The following is a 14,376-nucleotide window of genomic DNA, read 5'->3' as shown; positions in this document are numbered from 1 at the left end:
ATGATGATATAATAGTTAGTGATTTCTTTTTCTTACGTCAAGTACGTGTTATATGATCTTCTTTTAACCAGATAAATGCTATTCGCTGAATTTTACTTTTAGATAGATGTTTAACTTATAACTTTAAATAGTGATAAATAAACTCTTTCTGTAGGGCTTAAACTATTATATTAAAGATTGTGATAATGATAAAATTTCATGCTCTTGTTTCCCTTTGCTTTGAGAGAAAGTTTTGACACTCTACGTTTTTATAAAATTTAAACAAAACTATAGCAAAGTTTCTGTTGCTAGGTATTACAAATTCATTTCTTATACCTTGGTTTATGTGTAAATACTTATCTAAGGTTCATCTATCGATTTGCTCAAATTGTTGCTGTCTAATATTTCTTTTCATCTAAATTGTACGCTCATGAATTAGTAAATCTTAAATATTTCTTGTTCTACAATAAATAGTAAATTATGAAAATAAATATTTTATATTTGATAACGCTAAGTTTGTTGTTTAAGTTTTTCCTTTCTCTAACACAGTTTAAAATGGGAAATGAGGAGAAAGATAGAATAGTCCCACCTTGGAGAGATTATTAAGTAGTATATAAAACAAAATAGTGACGAGGGGAATTACTAGGTTATCATCAACCTTTCTTACTTTATACTCCGTGAAAGGAATAATTATAGCAAATAGAGGGTTTGTCATTGTAACAAGGACAGATACAACCCCTCCAATAATTCCTCCTAGAAAGCCTTTTACACTCTTTCCCTTAGATTTGACTCCAAATATAGCAGATAAGCCATCTACCCATGCCAAATAAAATGCTACAAAATACGGATTTATTCCTAGCAAAAGTCCTATCAGAGAGGAAACTAAAATTCCTATAACAAGCGTGAACGCTTCTCTTCCACTCCCATCTTTACTATATTCCTTCAAGAAGAAGCTGACTAACTCATTTCCTCTAATCATGTAGAGGAAAGCTCCTATAACCAGCAATAAGATCATGAAGAAAATCCCGTATAGAGGTTTTATGAAAGTAATATATCCTATTAAGCTTCCCAAACCTATATGTACTATCTTTCTATGCATTTCCCTCTTACTAAGTCTTTCAAATACTAAAATTCCAATGGAAGTGAAAACGTACGCTAATAGCACTTGTATTAAATCGTTAACACCACTTATTATTCTCAAATACCCAACGAATAAGGCGTAAATTAACCAAAGAGCTTTGAGGTAAGGGTTTTCATGTACGAAAAAAGGTATAATTGATAGAGATTCGGTTTCACTTGGAAATTCGTCAAGATAGCTCTGAACACCGATTCTAATAGTAAGTGTTATGGCAAGAGTTAGAAAAGTATATGAAAAGTATTTCTTTATTACTCTTTCCTCTCTTTTAATTAACCTTAACGCAAAGTCCACTAGGATGAGGGATAAAAGCAAACCAGAAAGGACATCAAAGGTATTTGACAACATTCTGACATAAGATCATTTTAGAGTTAAAAACTTCGTCTACATCTAATAAATTTCAGAGATTACAACAATAGTTTTTTGTTTTTTATCAAACACAGGCACTTACGCTTATGAAACATGTCTTTGATTGTTCGCAGTAGTAGTTTTCTATCTATTTCACAATTTTTAACTCCTCATATCAGTTGCATTAATAGCTACAGCTGTAGTGTTAACAGAAAATGGTATGCCAAAAGCTGTATAACCGACAAAGGTTACAGTGTATTGATTACCTAGTTGAAAACTTGCTGAAGTTGGTAACTCTATAATGTTTTCAGAGGTCTCGTTCGGCTTCAATGTAACATTGACACTCACAAACGTTTGATTGTTAATATTTATGTGATTTATGAAAACTTGAAAATTATTGTTGTTTATCAGAATGTATTGAAGGTAAGCTTTGCCAGAAGATGAATTAACCAATATTAACGCTTGTGCGTTTACATTCATACGTGTTGTTATAATGTTGATGATGCTCTGGACAAATAAATATAACATAAAGCCGAAAGACCCTAAAGCTACCACAAAAATAATTAGTGTTCCTAAAATAGGTGAAAGACCCTTTGTTTTTCTTTTACTTTGTAGCCTTTTCACCTCACTTCATTAATCTTAACTGTAAATGAGGTGGACAGAGATCGGTGAAGATAAAAATAATCTTGAGATGTTACTGTGTATATTTCAGTGTGTAGTTACGTGTCATCATTAGAATAATTAGAATCTAGGAAATAATTATAATATACATCTTAAAGAAAGTCTAGTAGCACTTTTATTATACTAGACTCATAAGCGGTCTTGAGCATAAAAAATTAGTTAAGGGGAGGATTAAAGAAGAATAAATGGTAACCTCTTTAAAAGAAATTAAAATTAGAAGTTATAGATAAGTTCGAAAGGAATTAAACATTAAGAGACTCTTCAGTTGAAATGAATCCTTTGCACAATACCTTTAGCTCTTAACGATGTACAACTAGCTTTCTATGTTAATTTCTTTTTGATGATTTATCAAATCTCATAGAATATCTTGTCTGAAGAGATCAAATAAAGGAAAATAGAAACCGGCAATGTTACTTGTCCTTCACTTTTGTTAAATTCATCTATTGTGAGCAAGTAGTCTACTTTTCCACTTTTTATCTTCTTCTTTTTCTCCCACTTCACTTCCACTGAGCTCCCTTTAACAAAGAAGTCAATCTCTTTTCCGCTCTTGAAGTGGAGATAAGAAACCTCATTATACTCCCTTGCAAGATGCTCTCCAACTATACCCTCAATTATATGCGGTACTTCCTCATTTTCCATGTCTTTGCCCGTGCTGTAAATTTTCATAACCCTAAAAATGAAAGGGTCAATGAAGTAAACTTTCTTCAAGCTTCTGTAGCTTGGTTTACCTCCTTCTTCTCCCTTTCTGAAAATTCTAACTAGATACAACTTCTCCATTATATCTAAATAGTCACTGACCGTAGAATGGGAGACAGCGAGTTCTTTAGCTATTGAGTTATCTGAGATTCTGCTCCCATAACTTTCAATGATCTTCCTTGTTAGAAATTTGAAGATGCTCTCTTTTCTCTCGCTCTTTAGGAACTCTGATAAGATAGCGTCCTTGTAAGCCTCGTAGAGTGACAAAGGATTATCAACAAAGGAAGTTGCAAAGAATCCACCCCTCTTGACGTACTCAAGTAATGCCTTGTTCAACTCAGCAATGTATGGTGATAGACGCAAAGCTACCTCATACATCTTCTCTTTATCTGTTACGTCAACTCTCGGTACATCAAGTCTCTTTACGAAAGTGTTAAAGTAAACTCTGAAATTGACGGGGTAAAATACAAATTTCTTAATTGGTCTCCCAGGTAACATTTCTTTTCTCAAATTTATTGATGAAGAGCCAGTGACATACACCAAAGAGTTGTTGAGGTAACCAGCGTTAAATAGGTGGAGTAAAGCAACGTTCCAATCACTTATCGAGGTTACCTCATCAAGAAATATGTAAGCTTTTTCCTTGTTCACTATCGTTCTGTACTCGTTAATCAAAGAGATTAGCTCATCCTTTCTGGAAAGGGCATCGCATGAAAAGAAAAGGATTGAATTAGAGTTTACATTCTCGTCTTCTAACAAAGATTTAATTGTTGTCTTTAAGAATGTAGTCTTTCCTACCTGCCTAGGGCCTAAAATCAAAGCGTTTTCCCCTATATGTGGTATCACAACCTTAGCTTTCTTTACATGTTGATCTTCAAATATCTTGTTTTTATCTGTCCACCAGGGGTTTTGAAAGCTCATCTGAGAGATGTATGACACATTATAATTTTACTGGCAAGTTTAATATAAATTTTGCTAGTATACTGTCAAGTTTTCCGGAAAACTTGATAAAAAAGAATCAAAATTCACGTTTTAACCAAAGTTCCATTATGCGGTGTTACTGAAGCTAATGAGGCAAAAACTTAATTAATAATTATTTAGGTATTATAGAAGAAGCAAAGGTTTTTAAATCAGAATACAACAATTAATCGGGGCGGGGGAGATGTTGAGGGGCTTGAGAATTGAACTGTGATAGGAAACACATCCTCTGAATCCTCCGCCCCTACAATTTATATTTTCTCAATCCTTGTTAATAAGCATTTCTCTCTAAGTTATGACATGTTTACATGAAAATGTTATGTTATTCATTTAAATGAAGTTATTAACTGAACACTTTAATGAAAAAATCCAAAAATTTGCTAAAATATGCGAAAATTTTAATATTATGTTTACGTTTTGCTACCATCAGAGTTGGCAATATGAAATTCAAATTTAGCAACTGATAGACGCAACTAAGGAGGTAGACTTAGAAAAATATCGAAAGCCATTTTTCAGTAATTTATCAAAACGAGAACTACGAGTTTGTTATCTCAAGCAAACCACTATTTATAAATGTCAAAAAGATGGACGTGGAAAAAGGAATAGTGAAAGCGATAGAACTAGAGCTATACTATCAAAATTGGAAGTTAATAGTATAAACAGTTGATCAAGAAGAAAGTGTTGATTCCCATTACTCGATAAAGGACAATAGAAAAGCTAAGAGGAAAAGATGAAATATTTAGAGGAATCAAAAAGTGATGGTAAACGAATATTTATCAAGGGAATGCACAAAGATATATAAAAATGAGGGATGTCCGTAACTCACGGGGCAAACTTGTTAAAGATATTAGGGATAATTAATCGAGTTAGTTTTAAAACTTGATGCTATATCAAACAACCTAGGAGGGCATGGTAATGACGTGTTTATGCCTTATTAATAGGGTAGAATGCTTGGTAGAGTGGCTTCAAGGGCTTAGCGTGCTTGGGATTTTTTTTGGGTAAAGAGAGTCAAGGAGATAAAGGTGAAGTTCAATGACCCTCCAGTCCTTATACTAGACTGGGAGCGTTCTAAGAGTAAAGCCCTTTTCACCCTATGCTATGAGTTTAGCAGTGATTGTTTAAACCAGAGCTTGAGTGGAGATGTTGACTTACTCCTAGCTACTGGCACTGAGTTGCCTCAAGGTCTTTACGACAGATGGAGTAAGGTTTTCGTCTACGATGTCAATAATGCTTTCCTAGAGCCCAATCAAGAGGTAATTGTTGAGGTCTACGAGCCTGACAAAGTAAACAATAATGTTTTTTCAGCTGTTGAAGTCGTACAGAGAAGTAGCTGGGGTTTCTACAAGCCACCACCGAGGGAAGATTACGTGCTCATTGCTAAGCTACCGATTGGCGAACTCGTTGGATCAGCCTGCTATAACCCTAAAAGCAGCAACATAGACTATGGTGTGCACGTCTCAAGACCCTATTGGAGACAAAGGATAGGTACTAGACTCCTAGTGGAAATAGCTAAGCTTACTAAGACTTTAGGACATGAGTGGTTTAGTGTGGTAAGAGTAATCCGAGGAATAAGGCCTGCAGAAAGCGATAGAAGAGCAATAGACTTCTATCGTGCGAACAAGCCCAGAGAAGAGCTAAATGTGTATAGATTAACTATTAAACCGAGTGGTTAACTAACGTCTCTCATACCGCGTCATTTTAGGTAATTAAGACTTTATAAGAATGTTAAGTTCAATAGCATATTTAAGACGGTCTATTAATTGACTAATATGTCGTGTCCTGCTCAGAGAGGGTGATAGTCCTCATCAAGTTCAGGTTAGCTGAGCTCTCAGCATCATCAAAATTTTATGCTTTTCCATTTTTATTAGTTACCATAATTTTTGATGAGTCTATATCGAGATCAGAACGTTATATGTTGTAATATATTGGAAGTTATATAGGCAAAGAAAATGATAATACTTATTCATACTGCTCAGAAACTACCTTTTTTAATACAAATACCTTAACCTTTTCGACAACCTCAATCACTTTTTGAGCCTCTTCTTTATCTACGTCAAAAAGGATAGAGTTCTTAAATGAGTCGTCATACATTTTTAATTTCTCAAAAACGTCAATAGACCCTTCAAATATCTCCTTGAACTCTTTGTCAATTTTCATGCATAACGTCGCTAGCTCAACTATGTCGTTTGAGAAGTCAAACTGCTGATTAAAAATTAGGAATGCCTTTAGGAGGTCTCTGACAGCCCATGAGCAAAAAGGGCAAATTTGGTCTCCAGACTTAAAGTGATCTACCACTCTCAATTCTTCCAAGGATCTTTTCAATAGGTATTTGACGTCTTCCCTAATTTTGTTGTACCACAGAAGTTTCCCTTCCTTTTCTGCGTAGTAATATACATAAGCTGGAGTTTTGTGCTCTTCAAATGTTCTCTTATCAACTGTAATTAACTCTATATCCTGCTCTATGTAGTTGTGGAGTTCTAAAGATATCCTTGTTGTAAAGTCCAGTTCCTTTTCTCTATTCAACTTCTCCTCTGTCACGATTAAAATGTCCCAATCTGAGTCCTCTCTACAATCACCTCTAGCCCTAGAGCCAAAAAGGATTATTCTATCTATCTTAATGTTAAGCTGTTTTGCAACGTTCAATATAGTTTCTTTTAGCAGCTTAATTTTTCCTTCCACATGATGTATTTCTTCTTTCATTTATAATAACTGTTGACGTTGTCTCGGCACGTTTCCATCCTTCTCTCAATTTTTATTTACTCTCTCTATATATTTTTCCTTAGTAATTATGATGGAGAGAAATGAAGTTAAGAAAATATTTGATGAGTTGAAGAATGACTTAGAAAACGACGTTGTTGTAGTTAGGCATGAAATAATCACAATCTTAAATGAAAAGAAGAAAATATTTGTCGATATTAGGAAAGGTGGTGTATATATAAAAGCTGGTGACAAAGAGCTTTCAATTAAAAACAGAAAGTTTTACAAAATGGTTAAGCATTTTGTTCTAGTTACTAAGAGTGGTGAAGACAAGAAAGCAATAATTGACATTGTTGAGTTCTTCATTTTGCATGCTTTAGGGTCAGGCAAATAGCTTAAGAAAGTTACTAAGCATAAAATCAAGCAATTAACCTAAACCTTTAAACTTTTAATTCTCTATATTTTAAACCAAGAATCAATGAGTGACACCTTTAGCGTATTTGCAAACGCCGTTAGGACTATTGTAGAATATATATGTGAGCATCAGGAAATTCTAGATTTTGAACCAGAAATAGAAGCTAAGGTTTGGCAACTCGTTCCAGTGATTAAACCGCAGTTTGATGAATCAAAGCTTTTGGAGGACCTTAAAGAACATGAAGTTGTTAAGAGATCTCTAGAGTTTATGCTTCGTGAAGATTTTCCTAAAAGGCTAGGAATTAACTGTGATATGAATTGTGAAACTTATTTATTTCTAGTTTTAATACGTCTAGCATATGAGTATATTAAAGAATTTGGCTGTGGGTTCAATGAGCAGAAATTTAAGGATCTATTTAACGAGCTGTCTTCCTACATATATAATGAGGAAATTGTGACAATAACAGTGCTTGAAAACTTTGAGCTTGAAGGAGCAGAAGAAGTAACAATAGATAAATACAGAATACGTAAGCTAAGTGAGTGGGAGATAAAGCAGATAATAAAGTTAGGTTATGCTAACAGCTTAGGTCTAATAGTTAAGTCTGATTTAGGAGTAATACAGAATATGTGGTGCATCGAAACTCAACTTGACATGGATGAGTTCTTAGCGATAATGAGATTATTTAAGAGAGGTTATGTCTCAAACAGCATTGTGCTAAGATACCCTAAAGCAGGGAAGAGGTTTTACTATATTTTAACTAGGAGTTCTTACCACGTTTCTTTACAGACTGCTAAGTATGTCCTTAAGCTAGATGAAGTTGATCGTCTGCGCCATTTATGGGACATCTATAAGCGTGTGAAAGACAAGTTGCCACAAGAGTTGGGGATAGCCTTAAAGTGGTTCAATAAGTCGCGTGAGGAAAATGAAGTTAAGAATAAGGTTCTTGAATTGGCGATAGCATTTGAGACTATGTTTAAGGATCACCATTACGATAGGTTGACTAGAAGCCTGAGACCAAGTGACATTAGTAAGATAAGAAAACCCTTAGAAAAACTTAGAACTGAAAGAAACTTTATTGTGCATCAAGGGCGTAGCAACCTTAGGCATGAGGAGCTTGAAGCTGTTTATTTAAACGCCGAAGAAATCTTCAGAGAGTTTTATACTTGGTTTCTTGAACAGATAGACGAGGGTAGGGACTATTATGAGATTATAGATAAAGCAAAACAATACAAGTGAGCTAAACATGCATTCTTTACCAGTATTTTTGTCTATCTTTAGCATGTTGTATTTCCTAAACTTTGCAGTATAGCTTCGATCAAGACCAACGATGCTTAAGCTTTCTATCTCAACGTAAAGCAGATAGTTGAAACGCTAGCTTTGAAAGTTTAAATATTAGGTTATAGCAGTTTTAATCTAGGGATCAAAAAATGGGAGATATTGATGAAATCGTACTTGAGATTGATAGTTCTAGCTTTTCTGCATCCCTAGACTTTATAAATAATCGTCTTGCTGGGTATTTCATTAAGTATAATAAAGACGGAGAGAACTTTACCATAAATGGGGATAACTTTGGTATTGGTATTGATCGATATTATTACATAGATGAAAATGACAAAGAACAAACTAAAGAAATTATTGACTTTGAAACACCAGAAGACAAAGATCTTCTTGCTAAATTTAATGAAACAATAATGAAAAGATATGAGGAGAAGATAGCAAAAAGACAAATTAGTGAAAGTGAAGCAAAACAATTATTCCTTGAATTATTGGAGTATCTTAATTCATTAACGAAAGGAGGACTTCTTGGATTAACTGAAAAAGTGAAGAGCGCGGTAAAAAGTGAAAATGTAAAGGTTAAATTTCATAAACGTGAGGTAGTCATGAGTGTTAAGGATTAGACCTATAAACAGTAACAGTGGAATGATACATAAAGCGTTTTTAATATCTGATAATGAAAATAAATTGTAAAAAGCAATTTGGATAAAGAACTGGACTTGCTTGAAAAGAAAGTGAGAAAAAAGGTCAGAAAGCTAAATGATTTAGCACAGCCATATTTGAATGAGGCCACGGTCAGATTCTTAGAAGATAAATTAGAGAGAGAATATGGAATAAAGGGTTCGGGTCAGGAGCTTACTTCCGCATATTTCTCGTTACTTCTAAATACGAGATGGCATCTTCAGCACAGCCCCCCTCATCCCCTCATTCTTCTTCCCCTGCTCCGTCTGGCTTCATCCTTCACTGCAGGGGCGTTCAGGAGAGACCCAAGGCTCCCCCACATCCTCTTGTAGATGTTCAAGGCCGCGTTTTTGTCTCTGTCAGCAATAAATCCGCATCTTGGGCAAACACCAAATCTACTATGGAACACTAACTCAGTTCTACATCTATAACACAACTTTGACGTACCTCTTGGGTCTATGAAGTAAAACGGGACGTTGTATTCTATTGCCTTAGTTATTATAGCGTTTTGAAGTGTTCGGTAATCTAAGTGCAACGTCTTCCACCTGTTCTGTTTGCTCATGCTCCTCAATTCCTCTATTAAACCAGTTAGTTCTTCTAACGTGATAGCATCTTTCTTTTTCAATGCAAATAAAACGAGTCTTTTGGCAAACTTTCTAGACCCGTCTATAACTATATTTTTAGCTTTTCTGTAGAGACTTTTCACTCTGTTTAGTATTCTCTTGTTATACCTCCACCTCTTTGGATACTTTCTCTGAATCTCTTCAGCTTTTGCCCTTAATGAGAGGGCTTTGATAAATGGAGTGTCTTCCCTTCTTACTTTTTTACCGTCGTAAAACACTAACTTTCTTAAGTTTACATCAAGCCCTATAACACCTAGCGGAGTATAAGGTTTGTATTCGACTTCAAAAACAATGCTAACGTAGAATTTTTCGTTGTGGTATGATACATACACCTCTTTCCACTTGTATTTCTTATTTGACATCTGTTTCTGAAACTTCTTAATGTATTCCTTTCTGTGCTTTAACCTGAGAGTAAACCACTTACTTTTACTCTTAAAAATTACTCTAACTTCACCCCTTTTCAGATCAACTCTAGCATCTTGATTGTCAAATTCAGCAGTTAGCCTTTTCAGTACTGGCTCATGTTTAGCTCCGCTATCTCTTGCAGAATCAACTAGACTAGCAGCCTTATTGTACATTATTCTTGTCACATGAGCTCTGTAGCCTAGCTGTTTTGTCAATCTGTCGTAGAACATTGTGTGTAGTTGGCCAACTCCAGGCACCTCTTTTAAACTCCACAGCTCGTCCACAAGTTTCTGCATATTATAGCGATACTCCACTAATTCCCACAGCAACTCCTCTCTATTTGAAACTTCAGCCTCAGCTTTTAACGCTAGTCTATACTTCTCACCCATCCCCTCCTCTGAGGGAATAAACGGGTTCATCGATTGTATGGCTTCCACAATCTTTTATTATAGTACAAATTTATAAACTTTTGCACTACAATTATATCATGGTATCAATATATGTTTTTGATGGAAAAGTGATTAAGACAATGAACAGATACATTGTATATCCGCCAAAAGAGTATCAAGAAAAGTTGAAGAAGCTTCACGGAAAGAAAGTGAAAGTTATAGTCATTGAGGAAAGTGATTAGAAATAAGTAAAAATAACTAGAGTTAATCAAAAAATGGAATAAAGGCTACGATTATACCAATCATTTTGGAAAAAAGGTGCAGAATTTATAGTTGCTGATCTAGGTGACAAACTGGTTCTAGGAAAAGTTAGAAGAAGAGTTACCTTAAAGACTTTATTTTCATTAGAGAAGTCAATTGAGAAACTGCTGAAAATAAAGCCCGAGTATCAGAAAAAGAAGATAATTCCTATGATATATGCGAAGAGAGTCACTGAGGAGCTTATTGAGGAGTTCAAAAGAAAAGGGATTTATCTAACTTTAGGTGAAGAGGGTGATTTAACTCCTTTGAAGCTCTAAAATTTTAATGCGATCTATTTTATTTATCCATTTTCTCACTAATTTAAGAACCGACCTAACAATATAGTTTGATCCGTCGTCAATGATTAGGTAGACAATAAGATCTTCCAGCATCTTTTTAAATTCATCGACAGATAGCTTATTTTGCTTCAGCTTCTCTAAAAGCTCCTTGTCTCTTCTACACTCTTCAGTATCTTCTATGCATGAAATTAAGCGCAGATAAATTTCCTCCCAGTCCTTCACCCTGTCCAGCAGTCCTTCCTTTTCGTAAGATGCTGAAAGCTTCTCTGTTTCGACTTCGTCACTTAAATTCATTTCGTGCTGTACTTTTAGTGAAAAGGTGTCTCTGTGCACATATATCTTCTCGTTCTCACTCTCTACCTTAATTTCAAGCTCAATAAGAAATGAAGAAGCAATCACCAACTTCCCGCTTATTACTTTTCCTTCAAACAATATCTCTTTGTTTATTTCTTCAATATTCATCTATGTTATTATAACAACCAAGTTTATTTGTTTTTATTATTAACTAAATATGGGGGTTGGGAATCTGTTTCGATTTTTTGATGATTTAATATGAAATATGATGCTTTAGAGCAATTCTACTTAAGCTTAAATATCTTGTTAAAATATAAATTGTTCTCAATTAGGACTATCTTAGATACTTTAACGCTATTAAGTAAGCTGAGGCTGTATGTCTATCTAATCCGGACTGTCTCATTATTTCATCATGCTCTTTCGAATGTGTAGTCCCTCTAGGAGAAACATAAACAACGTTTATCGAGTATAACGGTTCTTTATAAGTTATTCTCTCTATCAAGCTCTGTAGAAAACCTATAATAACAAAAATAAATTTAGAATTACTTATGAGTATTACCCTTCTTATGTTATACGCTATTATCTTTAACGCAATTTCCTTTTCAGTTAACTCTGGAATCCTTGACCTAACTATTGACACACTTTTCCTCTTTATTACTGAATGTACAGTCTCAACTATTGACCTCCTTTTGTACTCTTCTGACAAGTGCCTCTTCATCCTCTTCCTATACTCCCCTTTTGTACGATGTATCGGAACGTCTTTACTCCTTACGGGTATTATAGCTAAAAGGTTATATCTCTTGGTAATAACGTGGTTTTCCTCTGAGTCATACCCCTTATCACCAATGATGATTTTAAACTTGCTAACTAATTCCTTGTCCATGTTTTCCAACACCTTCTTAAACTCTTTTGAGTCGTGGATCTCCCCAAAATGGACGTCAAATGCAACAATCATTTGCGATTTTTCATCAACAATTATTGTTGTTTTTACGTACTTCCTCCTAACTCTCTTCCCAAAATCGTTAAGCCTCTTGTCATAATAGAACGAGTGATAATTGACGGAAAACCCAGTGCTGTCAATTATGATTATATTTCCTAACAGTCCCTCAAAAGACTTCACAACCTTGTTGAAGACAGAAGTGATGAGTTTCATGCTAACCCTCTTGCAAAACTTCTGGATTGTTGTAAAGTGGGGTATATCAGAGAGGGACAAGAGGGAGACAAACACGGGGTTAGAAGATATTACTTCTATGACGTCTCTATAGCTTACGTTTACCCAGACCTTGTAAAGCAGTATGACAAAGAGCTGATACTGCTTGTACTTCCTCTTTGAGAACTTGGAGGAATAAGGAGGGAGAAGTCTTTTTGATGTAATTACAGCCTGTTTTATCAACTTATATTCTAGTGATTTTTTCGTGAATCTAGGTAATCTTTTCATAATACGATAAGTCATAATACGGTAATACCTTCAATAAATAAATGCTTTTCAAGGGATTTCTACAGAGCTTATAATTTTAATAGCGACGTGAAAAAGCTTCTAAACTTCGCACCTACCTATACACTGAACATTTACTGTATTGAGAGAGAAGCATAAAGTCTTTAACGCTTGTTATTTGAGAACTTCTAGTTTTAACGCTTTGCTGTATAGTCATGACTTTACTTCGTTAGACATAAAACTTTCGCTTGTTAGTCCCATATTTAAAGGACTACATACCAAAGTGATAAAATGAATTTCAAGGCAAATGTTCACGAGGAAGTCAGTAAAGATGAGATAACTGTAAAGACGTTTGGTGATTCAGAGATTTCTACAAATAACGAGCATAACCCGTTACAAGGGAGAAAAAATGAGAACGAATTTAGCACGTGGAGGATTAGGACATGGAGCAAATAGATTATACTAAAAGGTTTATAGACTTCCTTGAGAACTTCAAAGATAACAACGGAAAGTACAAGTATAGGAAACTAGCTGAAAAGACAGGCATAATGGGAGAGACCCACTTCAACGTGGATGTTAAGGACTTGGAAAAATATGATAAGGAGTTAGCGAAGGTGTATAAGGAGAAAAGCCCGGACGTCATCTCTCAGTTAGACAACATTATAGAGTGGTTCATCAAGACAAGGACTTTACTCGCCAGAGGATGGTTGGAAGGGGCAACGCTAAAGAACGAGAAAGGGAGGGAGGTAGTTATAATGACTTCTGATTTTGCCAGGGAGATCGTTAGACAGATGAGTGTGTCATTGACTTTAGAGGAGTTGGCTGAAATTCTGGGACTGGAATATCGAAAGGTAAAGCAGGGTAGTGTAACACACGAGTTTCTCGTCGTTGAATTTGTGGACTTCATAAGGTTCCTTGTCTTAAAGAGGTGATGATATGACACAAGTAGATTATGTCCAGAGGTTCATTGACTTTATCGAGAACTTTAGAGACGAAAGGGGTGAGCTGAAATACATTAAGATGTTAAAGCAGATGAGAAAGAAGGCTGACAAAACGTTAACTGTGTACTTTTCAGACTTCTACAAGTATGATTGGGTATTAGCAGTCAAACTGTTAAACAAACCAGAGGACATATTGCCTAAGGTTGTTGATGAACTTGAGAAACTAATCAACGTGATAGACTCAGCATTTAACGTGAGCACAGAGGAGATCGGCATAACATTTAAAGTAGATGCTGACATTTTGCCAGGGCTTGAGACAGAAGAGGTTTTAAAAGACTATGAAGGAATTGTACTCTTAGCTGGAGAAGTTGAAAGAGGGATAGTCATAGGATGTTTTAAGCACGAGAAGTGTAACTCCACGTTCTTTTATGAACTAAGTGGAAGAGATGATAGGCCTACCACTTGTCCCTTGTGTGGAAAAGGAGGAAAATTCAAGCTGATACCCTCAATGTCATCGCTCGGTCATTTTCAGTACGCCTTTGTAAGCAACTTGCCAAATGCCATAAAACCGAATGAAAAACCGATAATATTGCAAGTAATACTTAAGGATGATTTAACCGGGTTGGTTAAACCCGGTGATCATGTTGTTCTAACCGGGTTGTGGAGAAAGAGCTTAATAAAGATGCCTAAACGTAGGTTTGTGCACATGTTGGAAGCCGTTGACCTGGAGATTAAAGAAAAGGCACCAGTACAAATTGTGTAATTGAAAATGAACGGTTAATTGACAGAGCAAGACAAACGATTTGTG

Annotated in this window: 16 protein-coding genes; 9 read left to right on the top strand and 7 right to left on the bottom strand. The window is 35.2% G+C overall.

Going from position 1 to position 14,376, the window contains the following annotated elements:
- Positions 1-529 precede the first annotated feature (529 nt).
- The 3 genes from AC3OCB_RS01465 to AC3OCB_RS01455 form a co-directional block, all read right to left on the bottom strand.
- On the bottom strand, positions 530-1,462 hold the full coding sequence (locus AC3OCB_RS01465; RefSeq protein ID WP_498340406.1) for a hypothetical protein: 933 nt from the start codon (positions 1,460-1,462) through the stop codon (positions 530-532).
- 162 nt (positions 1,463-1,624) lie between these two features.
- Complete coding sequence (locus AC3OCB_RS01460; protein WP_498340405.1) at positions 1,625-2,086, bottom strand: hypothetical protein; 462 nt, start codon at positions 2,084-2,086, stop codon at positions 1,625-1,627.
- Between the two features lie 405 nt (positions 2,087-2,491).
- The gene (locus AC3OCB_RS01455; RefSeq protein WP_498340436.1) at positions 2,492-3,757 is read right to left on the bottom strand and encodes an ATP-binding protein; all 1,266 of its coding nucleotides are present in this window, start codon (positions 3,755-3,757) and stop codon (positions 2,492-2,494) included.
- 1,079 nt (positions 3,758-4,836) lie between these two features.
- On the opposite strand from AC3OCB_RS01455, the gene AC3OCB_RS01450 reads away from it, so the two are divergent.
- On the top strand, positions 4,837-5,487 hold the full coding sequence (locus tag AC3OCB_RS01450; RefSeq protein WP_498340404.1) for a GNAT family N-acetyltransferase: 651 nt from the start codon (positions 4,837-4,839) through the stop codon (positions 5,485-5,487).
- Positions 5,488-5,773: 286 nt separating this feature from the next.
- Here the strand turns inward: AC3OCB_RS01450 and AC3OCB_RS01445 are convergent, their stop codons facing one another.
- Positions 5,774-6,514 carry a nucleotidyltransferase domain-containing protein gene (locus AC3OCB_RS01445; protein ID WP_498340403.1) on the bottom strand — a complete coding sequence of 247 codons (741 nt, stop codon included), beginning with the start codon at positions 6,512-6,514 and terminating at the stop codon, positions 5,774-5,776.
- A 91-nt stretch (positions 6,515-6,605) separates the two neighbouring features.
- On the opposite strand from AC3OCB_RS01445, the gene AC3OCB_RS01440 reads away from it, so the two are divergent.
- The 3 genes from AC3OCB_RS01440 to AC3OCB_RS01430 all read left to right on the top strand — a co-directional run bounded on the left by AC3OCB_RS01440 (position 6,606) and on the right by AC3OCB_RS01430 (position 8,824).
- Positions 6,606-6,905, top strand: a complete 300-nt coding sequence (locus AC3OCB_RS01440; protein ID WP_498340401.1) for a hypothetical protein — start codon at positions 6,606-6,608, stop codon at positions 6,903-6,905.
- An 84-nt stretch (positions 6,906-6,989) separates the two neighbouring features.
- Positions 6,990-8,162, top strand: coding sequence for a hypothetical protein (locus AC3OCB_RS01435; protein WP_498340400.1), 1,173 nt, complete (start codon positions 6,990-6,992; stop codon positions 8,160-8,162).
- Positions 8,163-8,353: 191 nt separating this feature from the next.
- A complete protein-coding gene (locus AC3OCB_RS01430; RefSeq protein ID WP_498340399.1) occupies positions 8,354-8,824 on the top strand; it encodes a hypothetical protein in 471 nt (156 codons plus the stop codon).
- A 293-nt stretch (positions 8,825-9,117) separates the two neighbouring features.
- Here the strand turns inward: AC3OCB_RS01430 and AC3OCB_RS01425 are convergent, their stop codons facing one another.
- Positions 9,118-10,347, bottom strand: a complete 1,230-nt coding sequence (locus AC3OCB_RS01425; protein ID WP_498340398.1) for an RNA-guided endonuclease TnpB family protein — start codon at positions 10,345-10,347, stop codon at positions 9,118-9,120.
- 50 nt (positions 10,348-10,397) lie between these two features.
- Here AC3OCB_RS01425 and AC3OCB_RS01420 point away from each other — a divergent pair, with 50 nt between their 5' ends.
- On the top strand, positions 10,398-10,541 hold the full coding sequence (locus AC3OCB_RS01420) for a hypothetical protein (protein WP_498340397.1): 144 nt from the start codon (positions 10,398-10,400) through the stop codon (positions 10,539-10,541).
- A gap of 87 nt (positions 10,542-10,628) precedes the next feature.
- Positions 10,629-10,877: a DUF8196 domain-containing protein gene (locus tag AC3OCB_RS01415; protein ID WP_498340435.1), complete on the top strand. Its 249-nt coding sequence runs from the start codon at positions 10,629-10,631 to the stop codon at positions 10,875-10,877.
- Here AC3OCB_RS01415 and AC3OCB_RS01410 read toward each other — a convergent pair.
- Positions 10,857-11,360 carry a hypothetical protein gene (locus AC3OCB_RS01410; RefSeq protein WP_498340396.1) on the bottom strand — a complete coding sequence of 168 codons (504 nt, stop codon included), beginning with the start codon at positions 11,358-11,360 and terminating at the stop codon, positions 10,857-10,859. The two genes, AC3OCB_RS01415 and AC3OCB_RS01410, sit on opposite strands and share 21 nt — an antisense overlap.
- Before the next feature lie 166 nt (positions 11,361-11,526).
- The gene (locus tag AC3OCB_RS01405; RefSeq protein WP_498340395.1) at positions 11,527-12,645 is read right to left on the bottom strand and encodes an IS5 family transposase; all 1,119 of its coding nucleotides are present in this window, start codon (positions 12,643-12,645) and stop codon (positions 11,527-11,529) included.
- Positions 12,646-12,918: 273 nt separating this feature from the next.
- Here AC3OCB_RS01405 and AC3OCB_RS01400 point away from each other — a divergent pair, with 273 nt between their 5' ends.
- The 3 genes from AC3OCB_RS01400 to AC3OCB_RS01390 are packed head-to-tail and all read left to right on the top strand — an operon-like array spanning position 12,919 to position 14,331.
- Complete coding sequence (locus tag AC3OCB_RS01400; RefSeq protein WP_498340394.1) at positions 12,919-13,083, top strand: hypothetical protein; 165 nt, start codon at positions 12,919-12,921, stop codon at positions 13,081-13,083.
- Entirely contained in the window at positions 13,071-13,559 is a 489-nt protein-coding gene (locus AC3OCB_RS01395) for a hypothetical protein (RefSeq protein ID WP_498340393.1), read from the top strand. Before AC3OCB_RS01400 ends, AC3OCB_RS01395 begins: the two co-directional genes overlap by 13 nt.
- A 4-nt stretch (positions 13,560-13,563) precedes the next feature.
- Positions 13,564-14,331 carry a hypothetical protein gene (locus tag AC3OCB_RS01390; protein ID WP_498340392.1) on the top strand — a complete coding sequence of 256 codons (768 nt, stop codon included), beginning with the start codon at positions 13,564-13,566 and terminating at the stop codon, positions 14,329-14,331.
- Positions 14,332-14,376 lie beyond the last annotated feature (45 nt).

It is taken from the genome of Sulfurisphaera sp. (assembly GCF_059755235.1).
This window is presented reverse-complemented; position numbering and strand designations above follow the sequence as displayed.

What these genes read in the sequence shown, in the direction of transcription:
- AC3OCB_RS01465 (WP_498340406.1), bottom strand. Translation starts at nt 1,462, where the DNA reads ATGTTGTCAAATACCTTTGATGTCCTTTCTGGTTTGCTTTTATCCCTC.
- AC3OCB_RS01455 (WP_498340436.1), bottom strand. Translation starts at nt 3,757, where the DNA reads ATGAGCTTTCAAAACCCCTGGTGGACAGATAAAAACAAGATATTTGAA.
- AC3OCB_RS01445 (WP_498340403.1), bottom strand. Translation starts at nt 6,514, where the DNA reads ATGAAAGAAGAAATACATCATGTGGAAGGAAAAATTAAGCTGCTAAAA.
- AC3OCB_RS01440 (WP_498340401.1), top strand. Translation starts at nt 6,606, where the DNA reads ATGGAGAGAAATGAAGTTAAGAAAATATTTGATGAGTTGAAGAATGAC.
- AC3OCB_RS01435 (WP_498340400.1), top strand. Translation starts at nt 6,990, where the DNA reads ATGAGTGACACCTTTAGCGTATTTGCAAACGCCGTTAGGACTATTGTA.
- AC3OCB_RS01430 (WP_498340399.1), top strand. Translation starts at nt 8,354, where the DNA reads ATGGGAGATATTGATGAAATCGTACTTGAGATTGATAGTTCTAGCTTT.
- AC3OCB_RS01420 (WP_498340397.1), top strand. Translation starts at nt 10,398, where the DNA reads ATGGTATCAATATATGTTTTTGATGGAAAAGTGATTAAGACAATGAAC.
- AC3OCB_RS01410 (WP_498340396.1), bottom strand. Translation starts at nt 11,360, where the DNA reads ATGAATATTGAAGAAATAAACAAAGAGATATTGTTTGAAGGAAAAGTA.
- AC3OCB_RS01405 (WP_498340395.1), bottom strand. Translation starts at nt 12,645, where the DNA reads ATGACTTATCGTATTATGAAAAGATTACCTAGATTCACGAAAAAATCA.
- AC3OCB_RS01400 (WP_498340394.1), top strand. Translation starts at nt 12,919, where the DNA reads ATGAATTTCAAGGCAAATGTTCACGAGGAAGTCAGTAAAGATGAGATA.
- AC3OCB_RS01395 (WP_498340393.1), top strand. Translation starts at nt 13,071, where the DNA reads ATGGAGCAAATAGATTATACTAAAAGGTTTATAGACTTCCTTGAGAAC.
- AC3OCB_RS01390 (WP_498340392.1), top strand. Translation starts at nt 13,564, where the DNA reads ATGACACAAGTAGATTATGTCCAGAGGTTCATTGACTTTATCGAGAAC.